Annotated in this window: 13 protein-coding genes; 8 read left to right on the top strand and 5 right to left on the bottom strand. The window is 43.5% G+C overall.

What is annotated here, in order from left to right:
- Positions 1-40: 40 nt before the first annotated feature.
- Positions 41-367, bottom strand: coding sequence for an AzlD domain-containing protein (locus tag QNH28_RS22795; protein WP_283908664.1), 327 nt, complete (start codon positions 365-367; stop codon positions 41-43).
- Entirely contained in the window at positions 358-1,092 is a 735-nt protein-coding gene (locus QNH28_RS22790) for an AzlC family ABC transporter permease (RefSeq protein WP_283908663.1), read from the bottom strand. The genes QNH28_RS22795 and QNH28_RS22790 overlap by 10 nt, the downstream gene beginning before the upstream one ends.
- A gap of 227 nt (positions 1,093-1,319) precedes the next feature.
- Here QNH28_RS22790 and QNH28_RS22785 point away from each other — a divergent pair, with 227 nt between their 5' ends.
- The 4 genes from QNH28_RS22785 (at position 1,320) to QNH28_RS22770 (ending at position 6,896) form a co-directional block, all read left to right on the top strand.
- The gene (locus QNH28_RS22785; protein ID WP_283908662.1) at positions 1,320-3,530 is read left to right on the top strand and encodes an Ig-like domain-containing protein; all 2,211 of its coding nucleotides are present in this window, start codon (positions 1,320-1,322) and stop codon (positions 3,528-3,530) included.
- Between the two features lie 161 nt (positions 3,531-3,691).
- Entirely contained in the window at positions 3,692-4,252 is a 561-nt protein-coding gene (locus QNH28_RS22780; protein WP_042190972.1) for an ECF-type riboflavin transporter substrate-binding protein, read from the top strand.
- Between the two features lie 110 nt (positions 4,253-4,362).
- Positions 4,363-6,069 carry an ABC transporter ATP-binding protein gene (locus QNH28_RS22775; protein WP_283908661.1) on the top strand — a complete coding sequence of 569 codons (1,707 nt, stop codon included), beginning with the start codon at positions 4,363-4,365 and terminating at the stop codon, positions 6,067-6,069.
- Entirely contained in the window at positions 6,066-6,896 is an 831-nt protein-coding gene (locus QNH28_RS22770; RefSeq protein ID WP_283908660.1) for an energy-coupling factor transporter transmembrane component T family protein, read from the top strand. Before QNH28_RS22775 ends, QNH28_RS22770 begins: the two co-directional genes overlap by 4 nt.
- Positions 6,897-6,948: 52 nt before the next feature.
- On the opposite strand, the gene QNH28_RS22765 is transcribed toward QNH28_RS22770, so the two are convergent.
- On the bottom strand, positions 6,949-7,938 hold the full coding sequence (locus tag QNH28_RS22765) for a Na/Pi cotransporter family protein (RefSeq protein ID WP_283908659.1): 990 nt from the start codon (positions 7,936-7,938) through the stop codon (positions 6,949-6,951).
- Positions 7,939-8,037: 99 nt separating this feature from the next.
- On the opposite strand from QNH28_RS22765, the gene QNH28_RS22760 reads away from it, so the two are divergent.
- Complete coding sequence (locus QNH28_RS22760; RefSeq protein WP_283908658.1) at positions 8,038-9,462, top strand: class I SAM-dependent rRNA methyltransferase; 1,425 nt, start codon at positions 8,038-8,040, stop codon at positions 9,460-9,462.
- Positions 9,463-10,205: 743 nt separating this feature from the next.
- Here QNH28_RS22760 and QNH28_RS22755 read toward each other — a convergent pair.
- Both QNH28_RS22755 and QNH28_RS22750 read right to left on the bottom strand, forming a co-directional pair.
- Positions 10,206-10,562, bottom strand: coding sequence for a hypothetical protein (locus tag QNH28_RS22755; protein ID WP_283908657.1), 357 nt, complete (start codon positions 10,560-10,562; stop codon positions 10,206-10,208).
- A gap of 372 nt (positions 10,563-10,934) precedes the next feature.
- Positions 10,935-11,609 carry a DUF4097 family beta strand repeat-containing protein gene (locus tag QNH28_RS22750; protein WP_283908656.1) on the bottom strand — a complete coding sequence of 225 codons (675 nt, stop codon included), beginning with the start codon at positions 11,607-11,609 and terminating at the stop codon, positions 10,935-10,937.
- 555 nt (positions 11,610-12,164) lie between these two features.
- Between QNH28_RS22750 and QNH28_RS22745 the strand changes: the two genes are divergently transcribed.
- The 3 genes from QNH28_RS22745 to addB all read left to right on the top strand — a co-directional run bounded on the left by QNH28_RS22745 (position 12,165) and on the right by addB (position 18,327).
- Complete coding sequence (locus QNH28_RS22745) at positions 12,165-12,959, top strand: MerR family transcriptional regulator (protein ID WP_283908655.1); 795 nt, start codon at positions 12,165-12,167, stop codon at positions 12,957-12,959.
- Positions 12,960-13,328: 369 nt separating this feature from the next.
- Positions 13,329-13,733, top strand: a complete 405-nt coding sequence (locus QNH28_RS22740) for a GNAT family N-acetyltransferase (protein ID WP_283908654.1) — start codon at positions 13,329-13,331, stop codon at positions 13,731-13,733.
- A 1,081-nt stretch (positions 13,734-14,814) separates the two neighbouring features.
- Positions 14,815-18,327 (top strand): helicase-exonuclease AddAB subunit AddB, encoded by a 3,513-nt coding sequence (gene addB, locus QNH28_RS22735; protein ID WP_283908653.1) that lies wholly within the window; start codon positions 14,815-14,817, stop codon positions 18,325-18,327.
- Positions 18,328-18,329: the final 2 nt, after the last annotated feature.

Below are 18,329 nucleotides of genomic sequence, written 5' to 3'. Positions count from 1 at the left end.
CCTAGCAGCCATTTTCATTGCTGTAGTGACCTTTTTTTGGTTAAAAAAACATCCGCAGGATCATAACTGAAATTACACCCGCCAGTACAGTACCTAGCAAACTCCGGGTCTTTATCGCGATCCAAAAAGTAGGAATTGCCGCAAAAAGCTCAATATTATTAGCTATAGGCGAGAATTTCCCATCATTCAAGAAGATCTCCTGACCTATTAATGCGGCCATGACAGAGATAGGGACATAATTTAACCAGCGCATTCCCCATTCAGGCAATTCAAATCGGCTTAGAATCATTAATGGAACCACTCTTGGAATGAAGGTTACCAATGCCGCCCCCAGTATGATCAGAAAAACATCCCATCTCACTTCCATTTTTCAAACACCATCCCTACTGTTGACGCAATGACCGTTGCAATAATGACACCTACACTACCGGAAAATACGAAGGAGCTTCCTATAGCAATGATCACGGCAAGGATTGCGACAACCAAATCAAGTTTAATTTTCTTTCGGTCAATCATGGAAATTACAAGGATGCCAATAAACATGGCAGGCAAGGCAAACTGCAAACCGAATTGATCGGGGTCTGATATCCACTGAGCTAAAAAAGCACCGGCTATATTCGCAAGAAACCAGTTTAAATAAGCGGTGATGTTAAGTCCGTGCATCCATTTTTCACTGATTCGCTCCTTGTTCAAGGTTTGATTAATGGCGACCCCGAAGGTCTCATCGGTTAATAATGAGCCAACGAGCATATTTCTCAGTGGGGAAAGATGTCGGAAATACGGTGAAAGAGCTGCACTAAGCAAAATATGACGAAGATTAACGATAAAAATCGTAATGATAATGGCTGCAGGCGAGCTGCTTACCGCTATCATTCCAGCAGCTATAAACTGAGCTGATCCTGCGTAAAGAATCAGACTGATTAAGGCAATCTCAGCAATGCTAAGCCCGGCAGTCTTTTGAACAACACCTGCTGCAAGTCCAATGCTTAAATAACCTAGTAGTGTGGGAATGCAATCTTTTACCCCTTTAAGGAAGCTATCTTCCTCTTTAGAAGACAGATTGGCTTCTAGATGTACGTTCTCTGCGCTCATTGTAGCCTCCTTGTTACAAGAAAGAGTTTAATAGTTAGCATATTACGTCCAGTTATTTTGATCAACCTTTACCTATTCATCTAGTCTGAAAGTCCTGAATTTGGCTTTATGGAGTTATAGGGTAAACACTTGGTGTACAATTGTCGATATAAGTAAAAGAGTGTGGGGATAAACCACCAAACGACATTATAGCCTAAGGGAGAGAACAAATGACTGTGTACAGGAAAATGACGAAAATGCTCCTCATCATGATATTGTTAGCTACTGCGGTTTTTCCGGTAAGTGTCTTTGCAGCTACCGGCGACATTAACTCGATCGAATTCGAAAGCTCAGCCAAAGTACAACTTACGGTTGGACAAACGCCAAAGCAACTGAAGGTATATGCGAATGTGGAAGGATCCTCCTCCAAAAGAGATGTGACGGGTGCAGTGGTATGGAATTCTTCTAACACTAACGCTGTGAAAGTAGTAAATGGCTTATTGACTCCGATAGATAGCGGAAAGGCTATTATTACTGCTACTTACAATCATGCGCTTGCTACTATTGAAGTAGAGGTAACACATCCGGTCAAAGAATTGAAGCTCGAATATAGCTCCGAAGGGAACTATAAATTGGGTGATGAAGAGGATAAACTGTTGGTCAAAGCCAATGCGATTGGTGGCGATACAGCGACTTCTGCCAAGGATGTAACGGCTGATACCACTTGGAGCAGCTCCAATACAAGCGTATTGACGATTGCAGAAGGTAAGATTACCCTGGCAGGTGAAGGTACTTCAACCATTACTGCCAAATATAAAGACTTAACAGCAACCTTTAAAGCAGTAGTTAAATTGCCTTATTCTGGGATTGAACTTAAAAATGATAAGGATATCGTTGTTAAGGAAATCGAAATGCTCGTTGGCGATAATCCGGTGAAAATCGCTGCGTTTACCAAAGAGACTACAAAATCGACCGCAAATGATATTTCCGCGAAAGCGGAATGGTCTTCTTCCAATACAAGTGTTGCTACGGTAGACAAGGGAGAAGTCAAAGTATTAGCCGCGGGAAAAGCTGTAATTACAGTAGCTTATTTGGGAATTACACAAACTTTGGATGTATATGTACGTGCTCCTTATGAGGCGTTATTGCTAACTCCATCAGGTGATCAATTCTTGTTTATGGGTGAGAGCTTGAGCGTTAAAGCAGAGGTTCGAGATGCTGCGAATTCCACTCCGAATGTATCGGGTATTGCAGTATGGAGTTCGGACAATCAGCTCGCGGTAACGGCTATTGCGGGAAGTGATGCTGCAGCAATCACTGCAAAAGCAGTGGGAACTTCGAATGTTAAAGCAGAACATATGGGCGTTAGTAAGAGCTTTAAGGTAACTGTGTATCCTACGATTACAGAGCTGGAAGCTGATAAAACAGAACTGGATCTCTACACTGAAGATTCCGTTAGTTTGCCAAAGGTAAACGGGACCAAACTGGACGGAACGAAGCTGGATCTCAGTCAAGAAATCGAGTGGACATCTGCCAATGATGAGATCGCCACCATCAAAGATGGCAAGCTCGTTGCTGAAAAGGCTGGTACTGTTAATATTGTCGGCAAGATAAAATCGGAGAACCCTACCTCCTCCAAAGCGGCTATACGGGAAAAAAGTGTTGTAGTGAGTGTTACAGTTAAAGATAAGGTTCATATTTTGCTCGGACCAGAGGAAAACTTTGTGATTGTTACTGGTGAAGAGAAGGCTGTTCCTGAAGTAAAAGCTGTGATGGAAAATGGGAACGAACTCGATGCTACAGGTACTATGGAATGGGAGATTACCGGTACGAATGCAATTATCAAGACAACATCTTCCGGTAAGGTAATCAAAGGACTGGTGAAGGGTTCTGCCACTTTAAAGGGAACCTATGCTAATAAGAGCATTAGTATCCCGGTTACCATTGAACAAAAGGTTACTAAGATTGTTGTAGAACCAAATGCGATTGAGTTGAATATTAAAGGCTCTAAATCCATAAAGGTAACGGCTTATTACTCTAATGGTAAGACGGGGAATATCTCCAGCAGCATGAATTGGGAGTCCTCGAATGAAGCAGTTGCCACGGTTAAAAGTACATCTGTTAAAGCTATAACAGAAGGAACTGCGACGTTATCAGGTTCTTACCAGGGGCTCGCAGCTAGTGTCAAAATTAATGTTGTTCCTAAGCTAATGAAGTTAACTGTTAATGAGAATAGACTGAAGATGGCTCCAGGAGCTGTTCAGAATGCAATTGTGATTGCGCAGTATGACACGGGGAAGACAGAAGTTGTTACTGGAAGTGCAGCGTGGACCAGCTCTAAGCCTTCTGTAGCTAGAGTATCAGCTAGTGGTCAGATTGTAGCTGTGAGCAAAGGAACGGCATCCATTAAAGGAAAGATTGGTACCAAGACAGTGACGGTAACGGTTACTGTGAAATAGATAGAGCAAATCTTTTGAATAATGAATCTATAGGTGGTTTGGGTCTGCAAAGCCAACATTATGTTGCTTTGCAGATTTTTTTATTTTATTCTATAGTAATTCCGACTATTCCGATGTATAATCACATAAAATAAAGAAGACGCGTTGGGGGAGATGAAAAAATGGCAAAACAAAAGGTGTTATCGATCAAGACCATTGTTGCGATTGGCATCGGTTCTGCTTTATTCGTTATATTGGGCAGGTTCGGTTCAATTCCATCCGGAATTCCAAACACTAACATTGAGACTACATACGCTTTACTGGCATTGTTCGCACTGTTGTACGGTCCGTTTGCCGGATTGCTCATTGGTTTAATTGGACATACACTGAAGGATGCGATTTTTTATGGATCCCCTTGGTTCAGTTGGGTGATCGCATCTGGAATCGTTGGGCTCGTCGTTGGTCTGCTAGTGGCTAGAATCGGGATTCATGATGGGGAGTTCGGACGAAAGGAACTGATTCGTTTTAATTTGGCCCAGATTGTAGCGAACGCAATCGCCTGGTTCTTGGTAGCACCTGTACTGGATATTCTAATCTATGCGGAACCAGCGAATAAAGTATTCACACAAGGACTTATCGCCGGAGCATCTAATATAGTCACTGTGGCAGTGATTGGTTCTCTACTTGCAATTGCATATGCTAAGACAAGAACGAAGCAAGGTAGCTTGACCAGAGAAGCCTGAGTAGCATATAATCCAAACCAAAAGCCGGTGGAGATCACCGGCTTTTTCATGGCTATAAAACATATAATGAATGTAAATATCTTCAAACGAAGCCAAGAGGAAGGTCAAGGATGAGAAAAGCAGTGATTGAATTTAAGGATTTCAGTTTTCAATATCGAGCCCAGCAGGAACCTACACTCACAGGTATCAACTTAACGATTGCCGAAGGAGAGAAGGTACTTATCGTGGGACCCTCTGGATCTGGAAAAAGTACACTAGCTCATTGTATAAACGGACTCATCCCTTTTGCATATAAAGGTGAAATGTCTGGGTCATTGCGAATTATGGGTGTGGAGCAGACAGAACTAAGTATTGCAGCGTTGTCTGATCAGGTAGGAACAGTATTGCAGGACCCAGACGGACAGTTTGTTGGATTAACGGTTGGAGAGGATATCGCCTTCAGTTTGGAGAATCACGCGGTTCAGCAGATCGAGATGATAGAAAAGGTATTGGCTGCGGCAACTGCGGTGGATATCCACGAATATTTGGGATCTTCACCTCAGGAATTATCAGGCGGTCAGAAGCAGAAAACGACCTTAGCTGGCGTTCTAGTTGGTGATGTGGACATCCTGCTGTTTGATGAGCCTTTGGCAAACTTAGATCCTTATACAGGCACAAAAGCGATAGAGCTCATTGATCGAGTGCAAAAAGAGACTGGTAAAACGGTTATTATTATCGAGCACAGACTCGAGGAAGTACTTCACCGTGCGGTGGACCGCATTATTGTGATTCATGACGGACGTGTTGCGGCGGATATGTCAGCTGCTGAGCTGTTAAGCACTGATCTGCTTTCAGAAGTAGGTATTCGGGAACCTCTCTATTTAACGGCTTTAAAGTATGCAGGATGTACGATTACATCAGATATGAATCCACAGCATATAGATGAAATTCGGCTGGATTCTTGCTCCAGCAAGCTTGAGTACTGGAATGATAACCATAATTCGCAGCAGGATAAACATGAGAGTCTACCAATCCTTGAGCTACGAGATGTTTCATTCAGTTATGAGAAGAATCGGCCAGTGCTTCATAAGCTTAACCTTCTTGTTAATAAAGGAGAAATGATCTGTATAGCCGGGCGAAATGGGGCAGGGAAATCCACGGTATCTAAGCTTATCTGTGGATTTTATAAGCCTACCTCCGGATCAATACTGATGAACGGAAGGGATATTGCCAAGGATACGATTAAGGAGCGGGCAGAGCGGATTGGTTTCGTGATGCAGAATCCTAATCATATGATTTCTAAGACGCTTTTATATGATGAGGTTGCGCTAGGCCTTAAATTACGAGGGGTGTCTGAGGAGCTTATTCGTGAGCGAGTGCATCATGTTTTGAAGATATGCGGTCTATATGCTTTTCGTAGCTGGCCCATCTCAGCACTTAGCTATGGTCAGAAGAAACGTGTTACTATTGCGTCTATTATGATTCTGGAGCCGGAAGTTATCATATTGGATGAGCCGACTGCAGCTCAGGATTACAGACATTATAACGATATGATGGAATTCCTTCTTACGTTAAGGGAGCAGGGGATGACGGTCATTATGATCACGCATGATATGCATCTCATGCTGGAATATGCCGATAGAGCTGTGGTGTTGTCTGATGGGGTGAAGCTTGCGGATGACAGCCCTGAGCGAGTATTAACCAATATAGAAGTTGTGAGGAATGCAAACTTGAAGGAAACTTCACTTTTTACACTGGCAATGAAAGCCCAATTGGGTCAGCCAGAAGAGTTCGTAAGAAGATTTATTGCATACGATAGGAGGAGCCGGGGCGGATGAAGGCCACAATGTTAACTTTTACGAAGCAGGATTCACCCATTCACCGTCTTACAGGCGCCACTAAGCTGATTTTATTTATAGTGTGGTCTGTGACAGGGATGATTACATATGATACAAGATGTCTAATAGTGATGCTATTATTTAGTTTGATTGCCTTTAGAGTCTCTAAAGTTCAATTTCAGGATTATGCCTTCGTACTATATTTTATTTTGATTTTCTTTGTGCTTAATCATATAGCCATCTTTATTTTTTCTCCATTGGAAGGTGTAAAGGTCTACGGTTCACGTCATGATATTGTTCATCTTGTAGGTCGGTATACCGTTACAGGGGAGCAGCTATTCTATCAATTCAATATTGCCCTTAAGTATGCGGTAGTCATTCCAATGGCACTGTTGTTCCTTCTAACGACACATCCTAGTGAATTCGCAGCCTCCTTAAACCGGATTGGTGTGAATTATAAAGTTGCATATTCTGTATCGCTTGCGCTGCGGTACATTCCGGATATCCAAAGAGATTATGAGAATATATCTTTCTCTGCTCAGGCACGTGGAATAGACATCTCTCGAAAAGAAAAGCTGCCTAAGCGGCTTAAAAATATCATTTCGATTCTTATGCCCTTAATTCTGACTAGCATTGAGCGAATTGAGAATATTAGTACGGCTATGGAGTTACGTGGCTTCGGAACTAAGAGTAAACGGACTTGGTACAGTAGTCGTCCTTTCTCAAGAAACGACTATATTGCTTTGATCTTATTCGCTCTGATCGCAATATCTTCGACGGTAATCACTTTTTACGATGGATCGCGGTTTTATAATATTTTCGATTGAAGTATAATAGTACAGTTGTGGAAAGTTTGGGATCAGGCGTTACAGTATATCGTTACGATTGAAGACGTTTCTCCAGTCTTGACCATACAGGCAGGTAACATAATGGGAGTGCAATTAGCGAGCAGATGATATTAAAAATAGTCTGGGCATGGGCAATTTGTGAAGCGGGGCCCCCGCCGATCCAGATAACTGCTGCTTGCAAAGGTCCGATAAGTGGCAGGAAGAGCAGCGCACCGCCAATGTTAAGAGCTACATGCGACCAAGCGACGAAGACGCCGGAAGACGAGCCACCGATGGAAGCGATGACTGCTGTGAAGCAGGTGCCGACGTTGGCACCGAGCACGATGGCTATGCCGAGCTCTGGGGGCATGGCACCCGACGCGGCAATGCTCATAGCCATGGCAATGACCGCAGCGCTACTATGTAGCAGGGCTGTTAGGCAGGCGCCAGCCGCGAGTCCCCACAGGACACTTGTGGCAGCATGATTCAGGAACCAGAGGAATAGGCCACTCTCCTGAAGTGTCCCGCCGATGGACTGCATGACTGCGATTCCCCATAAGACTAGGGCGAATCCTGATACAGCCAGGCTGATGAATTGCAGCGGCTCTGCTATTTTTCGGGAGAGTGCAGCAATCCGTGATGTATACGGCGGTAGCTCACCAGCAATGACAGCCGCTGCCCACAGACTCAGCGAGGCAGCCAGCAGTGGTGAGGCCATGGAATTGATCTGAAGCCCGATCAGTTCGGTGGTCAAAGTGGTACCGATGTTGCTACCTAAGATAATACCGAGAGTACGAGCATAGGTAAGCAGGCCGGCATTCACCATGCCGATCGTGAGTACAGTTACTGCCGTGCTGCTCTGAAGCAAGGCTGACAGTACACTGCTTGCGATCAAGCCTTTGATAGGTGTAGAGGTAGCCTTATTCAGGCTTGTAGTTAACAGAGGGCCCGCAAGCTTGGACAACGCTGTTTCCATTAGCTTCATGCCAGCCAGAAAGATAACAAGACCATATATAATAGGGAACAGCAGATCACGGAACATAGGGCATACTCCTTTGGACGAGGGTTGTACACCAATATATGAAAGTAACGTGTAGGACATGTATAAAATCATTTTTAGAAAAACAGGGAGTTGAAGTCATTGGCATCGGTTATTTTAGAACGCAATCGCAAAAAAAGACTGGAACAGGGCCATCCATGGGTCTTTGCAGGTGAAGTTGCATCAGTAGAAGGAAACCCAGAAGCAGGGGGATTAGTGGATGTACTTAATCATCAAGGTCGCTTTCTGGCTGTAGGATATTACAATCCAGCGTCACAGATTCGGGTGAGAATTGTATCACAGGGACCTTTGTCTATCATGGACACTGCCTTTTTCGTAGAACGGTTTACAAATTGTCTGCAACATAGAGAACGTTTCCTTCCTGGGGCAGACGCATATCGATTGGTTTATGGTGAGGCGGACTTTTTACCTGGGCTTATTGTAGATCGGTTCGGGGATATTCTGGTTGTGCAGCTCCTTACACTCGGAATGGACAAGTGCCGTACAGAGATTGTTGAAGCACTTGTACAGGTTATGGCACCGCGTGGTATTTATGAACGCAGTGATGTTAGCGTGCGCGAACTGGAAGGGTTGGAGCAGACTACAGGTGTGCTATACGGGGAATGCCCACGGCATGTTACCGTAAGTGAGAATGACCTGAAGCTGGTAGTAGATATCGAAGAGGGCCAGAAGACAGGATATTTCTTTGATCAGCGTGAAAATAGAGCATCCATTGCGCCACTCATGAAGGGCTGGGGTGGACGAAGCGGCATTACACTGCAAGAAATCGAAGCAGAAGATGGCTCGCTACAGACTTTGCCAGTAAATAAGAGTGGTAAACACGTAACCTTCCCTTATTGGGATGGTGCTACAGTGCTGGAATGCTTCTCACACACAGGCAGCTTCACTCTGCATGCATGCAAATATGGCGCCAAAAAAGTAACCTGCCTTGACGTTTCCGCTCATGCTATAGAGAGTGCCAAGGTCAATGTAGAGCTGAATGGCTTTAGTGACCGAGTGGAGTTTGTAGTGGATGATGCTTTTGCCTACCTGCGTAATCAGGTTAAAGGACTGGAGGAACGTTCGGAGCGGGCGACGATTGCAAGCGGAACGGAATCAACAGTAGCGACTACAAATGCTAAATCCGGAGGCAAAGCAACTAAAACGGATACCTCCAAGCCGATGACAGCAGGTGGAGGTAGAACTTGGGATGTAGTTATCCTAGACCCTCCAGCGTTTGCGAAAACTAAAAGCGCAGTAGCAGGTGCTTGTCGTGGTTACAAAGATATTAATCTGCATGGCATGAAGCTGGTGAACGAAGGTGGGTATTTGGTTACCGCAAGTTGTTCCTACCACATGCAGCCGGATCTGTTCCTTGAAACGATTGCAGATGCAGCTAAAGATGCTGGTAAAGTATTGAGACTTGTGGAATGGCGTGCCGCAGGCAAAGACCATCCACAGATTCTAGGCGTTAACGAAGGACATTATCTGAAGTTTGCGATTTTTGAAGTGCGTAGTAAGAAATAAGCTGGCTGTTCATATAGACAATGAATGTTGATCCGTAAAAGGAGTCCTTAACAAGGATTCCTTTTACGGATTTTTTGCTATGTTCTAAGAAGAGTAGGATTCGGGATTAACAAGGTAGGTCCGCTACTGTGGAGCTGTTGAGATGAGGTGAGTGGCTGGTCGACAAATGGGAACGAGGCTGGTTTATTGTAGGAGGAGCTAGATGATAGGCGGTAACGAGGCTGGTCTTTAGGGTGTTCATAAGGGACGAAGTTGCTATAGGACTCAGATGATACTAAACAGCGAAAAAAGCCTGGATTTTGATTGTTGCGGACTCCACAGGCGCTATTGACCCCAAACTAGCCGAGATGGGGGACTTTCGCGATGAATAGCTTCACTGGAGTCCGAAAAGTTGCCAAAACAGCACGAAATTCATGAATAGCGACTCCTGAGTCCGAATGTAATTCAGCAGTAAGATTAAATTTAGGGGAGCTGGACATTAAGCGGTAACGAGGTGCTCTTTAGGGTGTTCATAAGGGAAGCAGTTGCTATAGGACTCAGATGATACTAAACAGCGAAAAAAGCTTGGATTTTGATCGTTGCGGACTCCACAGGCGCTATTGACCCCAAACTAGCCGAGATGGGGGACTTTCGCGACGAATAGCTTCACTGGAGTCCGAAAAGTTGCCAAAACAACACTAAATTCATGAATAGCGACTCCTGAGTCCGAATGTAATTCAGCAGTAAGATTAAATTTAGGGGAGCTAGACATTAAGCGGTAACGAGGTGCTCTTTAGGGTGTTCATAGGGAAGAAGCTGTTATTGGACTCAGAAGACACTAAACGGCGAAAAAAGCCAATATTTGAACCGTTACGGACTCCACAGGCGCTATTGGCCCCAAACTGGCCGAGATGGGGGATTTTCGCGACGAATAGCTTCACTGGAGTCCGAAAAGTTGCCAAAACAACACTAAATTCATGAATAGCGACTCCTGAGTCCGAATGTAATTCAGCAGTAAGGTTAATTGTAGGTGTCAAAAGAAAATAAAGTTTTAGACTTAATAAAGTATTAGACTGACGATGCTTCATTAAGCTAACTGGCAGGATCGTTTGAATATCCAATATACGGTATTATTTTAATTATATCGATAGTAGTACTTTTTATATGCATCGGATACATTCAGTCCAAAGGATGGTTCAAGACAGTCAAACAAAAACATGAAGGTATAAGCCGCTGTAATGCGACTTATACTTTATTTTGATGGAAGTCACGATCAAGCTTAATTTTGGCCCTCGGGTACATCATAAGATAATTGATTTACGGGTCGGATCAACAACTTTATCAAGGTGATTTTCCATACAAGAGGGATATTTTATCGGTCATAGGCCGGTGGAATAGTCGAAGAGGTAGGACCAGAGGTTTCAAAAGTGAAACAGGGGTTATCCCTTTCAATATTGTATCTGACTTCATACGAGCTAATATTTAACTACTGGCTACTCAGAAAATTGTAAGGTAATATCGCCGTTATTTGTATAAGCAGATAATTTTTTCGAACCATTCTCTTTATTGGCAGGCAAATTGCTATCTCCTTTCTTTACCTTGCTTAAGATCGCGAAATCATCATATGACCCTAGAATTGAACCGCTAATATTTCCGTTTTTTGTTTTAAGGGTTATAGCAGTCCCTACATTCAATTTGTCCAGCTGGATATTTCCGTTATTTATGTTTACTTCCACTGTCCCTAAAAACACGATTGTTGGTAATACAATACTTTCATTTGATGTTTTTAAAGTCAAATTTTTTAAAGTTGCATCAGGTATCCATACCTGAATAGTTCTGGTTACTTGCGAGCTTTTTCCTCCGATATAGTCGTTCCATTCCTTATTACTATCACTTACCATTGACAGTTCTTTATCGTCAGATAGATCAATCTTGTAAAAATCTTTCTCACTTTCATAGTAAACAATATGAATTTGTTCATCTTTAGATTGGAGGATATTTATTTTTTTGTCCTTTACATCAATTGTTAAGGTATCAATCTTTTGGGCAGGGATGACGTAATTTTTTTCCTCCATGGAAGTGGAGTCGGAGGAACATCCTGCCAATGATATCAATAGTGTCACCAATATGCCTATAGTAGTTAGTAATTTTTTTGCAGTACTTTTCATTATAAAATGCTCCTTCGTTAAATCATTTTCTTTTTAATATAGCCAGTCCTATGAATGCCAATCTTAAGCTGCTACGCAGACAAATTCCGATATGCAACAAAGCATTAGAGTTGAACATAATGATCTTGAAAAAGTCTACCCAAATATGACTGCCTAGACAGCAATACATGCAGGAATATAGCCGTCAATAGCAAAAAGGCAAACTACTGAGGAAATGCAAGGATTACACCATTTTCCCACCAGCCGCAAAGTTCAAGCAGATTGACTATGATTTGTGTCTTATTGATGGGGTCAACTACCAGATGGATAAATGTATTCACCATAGATACCAATACTGCGGTAATAGCTAGGAGTAAATACCACAGGTCTCAATCTTTAACGTAAAGTCCTTAAGGAAAAATGCTTTTTGATAATCCTTTGATACATGATTTAGTTCTATCATTTTTGCCTTCCTCTCTGGTAATAAATTCATTTTTGTATTTCGTTGCGTTTATCAGTCGCATATGTTTTAATCATCATAAACTTTTGTGTTACAAAAAGGTCAAGAGGGTAGATATGAACAACTATTTTACAATTAAGCAAGCAGCAGAGATCGTAGAGATGACCAGTGAGACCTTGCGGCACTATGATCGTATTGGATTAGTCAAGCCATGCCATAAAGATGAATTGTCGGGATATCGATACTATTCCGAGCAGGAGCTCGTAAAGCTGCAAACCATTGAACTGCTTAAAGCAATGGATCTTACTTTAATGGATATTAAAGATATTTTGCAGCAGAATGATCTCTCTAAAGTAATTGCATTTCTAAAACAGGCAGAAAAAAGAGCAGACGATAAAATTGCTCGTCTGCAGTATGCAAAATCAAAAATTAAACGTGCCTATCTACATTATGAAAATAAGTTCCACAATGGTTATAGTCAAAGTGAAAATTACTTTGTCAGACACATAGAGGAAAGGGTAATTATGCTTTCGAATAAAATGGACAGCCCCACACTTAAGAATTTATGGGACTATCACAGACATTTCTATCAACAAATTGAAACGTCTCTGCATTCACAATTTCTGTTTGAAGATATGGCGGGAATGTTCACGACTGAAGGAATAACACGATTATTTGCTGTTTGCTTGAAATATCCGTCTTTAGAGGGGCTGACTGTGCTACCAGAAGGGGACTATCTGTGTGCAAATTGTACCGAAGAGAATAAGAATGCTGTATTAAAAAATTTACTTGAAAGGGCAAAGACGGAATACGATGTGTGTCCAGATTTTGTTCTTCATAACATTATTGTGACTGGAATATTGCAGTGGGATTATCAGATACAACTGTTCATTAAGAAACGCACATGTTAGAATAAATACAAAGGAAAAGGCTTAGGAAAAGAAAATTGTTCGATTGAAAGTCGCTAATTTAGCGGCTTTTTTTTGATTAAGGAATCACGTTTCTTACCCCTGGCTGAGGACAAGAATGTTATACTTCGCCGATTATTCTCATGAATTCTCTAATGTGAATAAATACAAATTCCACTTCAGTTAATCCATTTTCTATACATATTTTTAATAGTATATTGAGGTAAATAAAGTGATTATTCACTTTGATAAATCCGAAATTGCTTTGTCGGTATTATTTTATGGCTTCGTAAGGATTGCAAAACCATCGAAATATGGGAGTTTAAAACAGATGTTGTGCCGTAGTTAGTTTTATGAAAGGAAGGTATAAGGGTGAGTATTTATTACGCTTCAAGCAAAGAGGATATCACTAAGGATGCACTTCAAGAGTTATTTCTTTCGGTAGAATGGGAGTCTGGCAAGTATCCAAACGAGCTTTTACAAGCCATCGGAGGATCTCATTCAATTGTTACCGCTTGGGAAGGAGGAAAGCTTGTCGGTTTAATAAATGCTTTGTCAGATGGTGTTTTAACGGTATATTTTCATTATATGCTTATTAATCCGAGTTATCAGAGTATAGGTATAGGTAAGGAAATGATGAATATAATGCTTGATAGATATAAAGGGTGTAAAACAAAAGTATTAATTTCTTATCCTCATGCAAAGGATTTCTATAATAAATTTGGCTTTAATACAGAGGATGGAGCTACACCAATGTTTATCTCAGAGTTGATATGATTGAACTAACGGGGAACGTTAGTTCAACGACAACAGCGGCAGTCTAAGACTTTATTTATCAAGTCTTGGTCCGCCGCTGCTTTTTTTTAATGGATCAGTCTAAAACTTATTTTTCAAAAGCTGACGATTTTTCAATTCAAAAACCGCGTTAAATCAACGACTCCAGTCTAACACTTTATTTTTACCAAACAGTAGGGAGAGCTAGAGAATAAGTGGTAACGAGGCTGGTCTTTAGGGTGTTCATAGGGAAGAAGTTGCTATAGGACTCAGATGGCACTAAACAGAGAAAAAAGCCAATATTTTGACCGTTGCGGACTCCACAGGCGCTATTGACCCCCAACCAGCCGAAATCGGACACTTTCGCGACGAATAGCTTCACTGGAGTCCGAAAAGTTGCCAAAACAGCACAAAATTCAAGAATAGTGACTCCTGAGTCCGAATGTATTCCAGCAGAAAGATTAATTGTAGGGGAGCTAGACAATAAGCGGTAACGAGGCTGGTCTTTAGGGTGTTCATAGGGAAGAAGTTGCTATAGGACTCAGATGGCACTAAACAGAGAAAAAAGCCAATATTTTGACCGTTGCGGACTCCACAGGCGCTATTGATCTCAAACTAGCTGAGATGGGGCAATTTCGTGAAGAATAACTTCACTGGAGTCCGAAAAGTTGCCAAAACAGCACAAAATTTAAGAATAGTGACTCCTGAGTCCATAAGTAATTAGTGTAGCTAGCAGAAGCAAAAATGTTGAGTGTTGAATGCGGAATGTTGATGGTGAACGCCGACCTCCGACCCCTAACTCTACGCTCCAAACAGAAAGCATCGAACGTTACGCACCGGATATTAACAAACTAGAAATACTAAACAGCAAGTCACCAAAATACGTTGGATGCGGTTCACTTCGTAGCTGTTTTTAATGTAAATCATTAGAAAATACTAGCAAACGCATGTTCTGATTTGTACAGTTATGCTATACTGAGGGGACGAGGAACGACTGAACTTTTTCATTTGAACATTATCAAACGGTGAGTATTTCACCTTGTTTCATATACATTTTCTCCGCTACGGAAGGAGTCTATCATTTATGTCGGTAACCTTTTTACTAGGCCGATCGGGCAGTGGCAAGACAACAAAAATATGGGAGTCTATCTCCTCTTCATTAGAGAAGGAGCCTCTTGGCGCGCCAATCATTATTCTTGTACCGGAACAAGGTTCCTTTGGTGCAGAACGGGGGCTTCTGACCGTAGGCAATGTGAAGGGAAGCATTCGGGCGCAGACACTGAGCTTTTCTCGGCTTGCTTATCGAGTGAAACAGGAAACTGGGGGTAGCGCTAGTCTGCCGATCAGTGAAGAAGGTAAAAAGATGCTAATTTACAAAATCATCAGTCGACGCAAAGAGGAACTGAAATTGTTCGGTGCCTCTGCTGACAGACCGGGTTTTGTGGAACGGCTAAATCAACTGCATACGGAGATGAAGCGTTGCTGTTTGGCTTCCTCCGATTTAGAGGAGCAGTTGTCCGCAATGCGAGGCGCTATTGCAAGAAGTCCTATTCTTGAAGGCAAGCTGGATGATTTACAGCTGGTATTCAGCGATCTAGAGAAGGAGATGTCACGTCTCTACATCGATGAAGAGGATCGTTTAGCGGAACTAGCTGAGCATATTCCTGAATCCTCCTACATTCGCGGGGCGGAGATTTGGGTAGATGGGTTCCATGGGTTTACCCCGCAAGAATTCGTAGTGCTTCGTGAATTGATGCAGCAAGCATCGAAGCTGACCGTGTCACTTACACTTGATCGTTCGTATCCCTATGGAGATCAGTTGAATGAGCTTGAATTGTTTCACCCAACTGCGGTTACTTACATTAAACTGCGTGGAATAGCTGAAGAGCTAGGCATTGATGTGTGGGACGAGCTTCTGGAGCCGGCGGTTCTTCCACGTTTTGAAGAAAGTCCTGTTCTTGCTCATCTCGAACGGGGATATGACCGCCGGAAGGTCTGGATGGGTGCGGATGAACTGGCAAATGAAGCGATATCTATAGGCGCAGCAGTTTCTCACAGAGCAGAGGTTGAGGGAGCACTGCGCGAAATGATCAGACTGGCGCGAGATGAAGGTGCAAAATATGGCGAAATGGCCGTATTGATGCGTAATATTGGAGATTATGAGCAGCTGATTAAACCGTTGTTCCAAGATTACGGAGTGCCATTTTTTCTGGACCAGAAGGTAAATGAGCTGCACCATCCATTGGTAGAGTTTGTACGTTCCGCATTGGATGTGGTACGTCGACGCTGGCGCTTCGAGGATGTATTCCGCTGTGTAAAGACAGAGCTTTTGCTACCGATGGACAGTAGTATTACGCGTGAGGATATGGATGCTTTAGAGAACTATGTGCTGGCTTGTGGGATTCAAGGATATCGCTGGACGGATGGTCGTTCATGGAAAGGGATTCCTAGCTTGTCGCTGGAAGGCGGCAGACAGATGGATGAAGAACTGCTTGCTACGATGGAGCGATGCCGTGCTAGTATAACAGGTCCTCTATTTGCTTTTGAGAAACGAATACAGAAGAGTAGAAGCGGCCTTGAACTATGTACCGCAGTGTACAAGCTGCTTGATGAGACGGATGTTGCTCGAAAGCTGGAGAAACTTAGTGTTGGTTCTATGGAGAAGGGGCAACCCGAGAAAGCTAGAGAACATAGTCAGCTGTGGGGTGCAGTGCTTGATCTGCTGGATCAGATCGTCGAAATGATGGGCAACGAAAGACTGGAATTTGATGTGTTCACCGGCGTCCTAGAGACAGGACTTGCTGAGCTTAAGATGGGACTTGTTCCTCCCGCGCTCGACCAAGTACTGGTTGGTAACATGGATCGGACTCGACCAACGGGAGTGAAATACGCTTTTTTGCTTGGATTTAATGAAGGTGTTGTGCCTGCGCAGTTTAAGGAGGATGGAATTCTCTCGGAAGGCGAACGCTCCGTGCTTGAGAACGCTGGTATGGAGCTTGCTCCTGGTGCTTCTCGTAAACTGCTGGACGAGCGGTTTTTAATCTATAATGCGCTAACGACAGGAAGTCGAAAGCTCTGGATTAGCTACGCCACTGCTGATGATGAGGGCAAGGCGCTTCTTCCCTCTGAGGTAATCCGCCATTTGCATAGAATGTTCCCAAGTGTTCAAGAGCACAGCTTGGCAGCACTTCCCCCTGCAGGACTACCAGGAGAAGTCAGAGATTTCATTCACCTCGGTTACATTGGTCATCCAGAACAGAGTCTTCGTGCATTGATTATGCAGCTACGCCAGTGGCGTCAGGGGACGGAGATACCTGAATTATGGTGGGATGTGTATAACTGGTTCGCTGCTGATGATATTCGTAGTCTCGAATTGAAACGTCTGCTCAGTTCGTTGTTCTATCGTAACGTGGGAACGAAGCTGAAGCGTGGAACAAGCCTCCGATTGTACGGTGGATCGACACTGCGAGGCAGTGTGTCCCGGATGGAGAAGTTTGTTGCTTGCTCCTTCTCTCATTTTGCATCCTATGGACTTAGACTGAAGGAACGGCAGCTATATAAGCTACAAGCACCTGATATTGGACAACTATTTCATGCTGCGTTAAGTGATATGGCGGTCAGACTGAAACAAGAGGGCCGGGGCTGGGGAAGCTTATCTCCAGAGGAGTGTCGGCGTGAGGCAAGTGAGACGGTAGAACGTTTATCGCCGATGCTGCAGGGTGAAATTCTGATGAGCTCTAAACGTTACGGATACATCTCACGCAAGCTAAAGAACATTGTTGGACGTGCTTCTGTGATTCTGGGCGAGCATGCCCGCCGAGGCAGCTTTGAGCCCGTAGGGCTGGAGCTGGATTTTGGACCGGATAAGGAGTTGCCTCCTTTAAGAATTACACTGCCGAATGGCTGTGTGATGGAAGTTGTTGGACGGATCGACCGTGTAGACATGGCCCGTGGAGAGAATGGAATTCTTCTGCGGGTAATTGATTATAAATCAAGTCAAAAAGACCTCAAGCTGCACGAGGTGTACTATGGATTATCGCTACAGATGCTGACCTATCTGGATGTGCTGCTTACGTACTCGGAGCAATGGCTCGGGCAACCGGCGCTTCCAGCAGGGACACTGTATTTCCATGTGCATGACCCATTGTTGACCTCGTCTAACGGGATGAACAAAGATCAGGCAGAGCAAGAATTGCTGAAACGCTTCAAGATGAAAGGATTGCTTACGGCAGATCGTGAGGTTGTATCCCTGATGGATACAACTTTAGATAAAGGATATTCTTCTATCGTGCCTGTAGCAGTAAAAGCTGATGGCAGCTTCTATAGCAGTGCTTCTGTTGCTACACCAGAGCAATGGAGCCATTTGCTGTCTTCCGTTCGAGGAACAATTTCGGATATCGGGACACGCATTACGGAAGGTGATGTCGCGATTGAGCCATACAGAATTCAACAAGAGACAGCCTGCACCTTCTGTTCCTTTAGACCTGTCTGCCAGTTCGATGAAGCCGTGGAAGGCAATGGCTACAACAATCTGGGTAAGCCAGGGAAGGACGTCATTTGGGATCTGCTGTCCCGCAAAGGAGGAACTACACCGTGAGT

Source organism: Paenibacillus sp. G2S3 (genome assembly GCF_030123105.1).
Lineage (GTDB): Bacteria > Bacillota > Bacilli > Paenibacillales > Paenibacillaceae > Paenibacillus_AQ.
This window is presented reverse-complemented; position numbering and strand designations above follow the sequence as displayed.

Coding starts and splice junctions, on each gene's coding strand:
- QNH28_RS22795 (WP_283908664.1), bottom strand. CDS start 367: ATGGAAGTGAGATGGGATGTTTTTCTGATCATACTGGGGGCGGCATTG.
- QNH28_RS22790 (WP_283908663.1), bottom strand. CDS start 1,092: ATGAGCGCAGAGAACGTACATCTAGAAGCCAATCTGTCTTCTAAAGAG.
- QNH28_RS22785 (WP_283908662.1), top strand. CDS start 1,320: ATGACGAAAATGCTCCTCATCATGATATTGTTAGCTACTGCGGTTTTT.
- QNH28_RS22780 (WP_042190972.1), top strand. CDS start 3,692: ATGGCAAAACAAAAGGTGTTATCGATCAAGACCATTGTTGCGATTGGC.
- QNH28_RS22775 (WP_283908661.1), top strand. CDS start 4,363: ATGAGAAAAGCAGTGATTGAATTTAAGGATTTCAGTTTTCAATATCGA.
- QNH28_RS22770 (WP_283908660.1), top strand. CDS start 6,066: ATGAAGGCCACAATGTTAACTTTTACGAAGCAGGATTCACCCATTCAC.
- QNH28_RS22765 (WP_283908659.1), bottom strand. CDS start 7,938: ATGTTCCGTGATCTGCTGTTCCCTATTATATATGGTCTTGTTATCTTT.
- QNH28_RS22750 (WP_283908656.1), bottom strand. CDS start 11,609: ATGAAAAGTACTGCAAAAAAATTACTAACTACTATAGGCATATTGGTG.
- QNH28_RS22745 (WP_283908655.1), top strand. CDS start 12,165: ATGAACAACTATTTTACAATTAAGCAAGCAGCAGAGATCGTAGAGATG.
- addB (WP_283908653.1), top strand. CDS start 14,815: ATGTCGGTAACCTTTTTACTAGGCCGATCGGGCAGTGGCAAGACAACA.